The organism is Faecalibacterium sp. AF10-46 (assembly GCF_003604105.1).
In the GTDB taxonomy this organism is placed as follows: domain Bacteria; phylum Bacillota; class Clostridia; order Oscillospirales; family Ruminococcaceae; genus Faecalibacterium; species Faecalibacterium taiwanense.
On the sequence record NZ_QVGY01000033.1, the window covers coordinates 1 to 425 of the forward strand.

Consider the following 425-nt stretch of genomic DNA (forward strand, 5'->3'; position numbering starts at 1 on the left):
ACGCCGGAGGAACGGGAACTTATCCGGCAGAAGATGGCTCTGCTGCATACCCGGAACTTTTCTGCATACGCCCGGAAGATGCTGATAGACGGTTATGTTGTCCACATCGACACCACCGACATCCGGGCGCAGACTGCCGAATTGCAGAAGATTGGTGTCAACGTCAATCAGATCGCGCGGCGGCTGAACAGCATGGGACCGCTGTACACACAAGACGTTGCGGACATCAAAGGAGCGCTGGCGCAGATATGGCAGTTACAAAGATACATCCTATCAAGTCAACGCTGAAAAAGGCACTGGACTATATCGAGAATCCGGCAAAGACGGATGAAAAAATGCTGGTATCCTCCTTTGCCTGCTCCTACGAAACCGCCGACATCGAATTTGAACTGCTGCTGTCACAGGCCATGCAGAAAGGCAACAAT

General features: G+C 52.2%; 1 protein-coding gene and 1 pseudogene. Both read left to right on the plus strand.

The window, feature by feature from the left end:
• The coding region (mobC, locus tag DWV57_RS14240; RefSeq protein WP_120021127.1) for a plasmid mobilization relaxosome protein MobC at window positions 1-288 on the plus strand (288 nt) is incomplete at its 5' end.
• A pseudogene (locus DWV57_RS14865) lies at window positions 249-425 on the plus strand (endonuclease); the annotation flags it as partial. The gene mobC and the pseudogene DWV57_RS14865, both read left to right, overlap by 40 nt.